This window comes from Vibrio sp. 10N.222.49.C9, from assembly GCF_041474985.1.
GTDB classification, from domain to species: domain Bacteria; phylum Pseudomonadota; class Gammaproteobacteria; order Enterobacterales; family Vibrionaceae; genus Vibrio; species Vibrio crassostreae_C.
In genome coordinates this window covers 1-443 of sequence record NZ_JBFRVD010000905.1, presented here as the reverse complement: position 1 = coordinate 443, position 443 = coordinate 1, and the positions used below count along the sequence as shown (strand labels likewise).

Here is a 443-nt window from a genome sequence, read left to right as displayed (position 1 = left end):
CATAAGGGCTAACATCAATATAATCTGGAACATAAGCAACCCACTCATGATTGGGATCGCTTGATGTGAAGTACTCATTAAGCCATTCGTTGATGCCATACAAGCTATTATTAAGCAGGATCTGGCCACCGAAGAAAATCAGCATCATCAGCACTAAGTCTGGGATACCACGAATAATGGTGGTGTAAAGGGTCGCAATACCACGGGCCACACGATAAGGAGATAGCTTAGCTAAAGCACCCACCATGCCGAGTATTACTGCCAAAAGCAGTGATAGCACAGCTACCTGTAACGTCAGCCAAGCTCCACTGAGAATCGAGGCTTCATATCCCTGTAAATCTAACATAATTATCTTCCAACACTATTACGGCTATGTTGGCGTCCTAGTTGATGACAGTTGCCTGTTTACAACAGTACAAACCGTTGAAGCGTTCACCAAACAA

The 443-nt window shown here is 44.0% G+C and carries 1 protein-coding gene; it reads right to left on the bottom strand.

Features of this window, described 5'->3' with window-relative positions:
* On the bottom strand, positions 1-346 hold a 346-nt coding region (locus AB4585_RS26165; RefSeq protein WP_372171679.1), incomplete at its 3' end, for an ABC transporter permease subunit.
* Between the last annotated feature and the right edge of the window lie 97 nt (positions 347-443).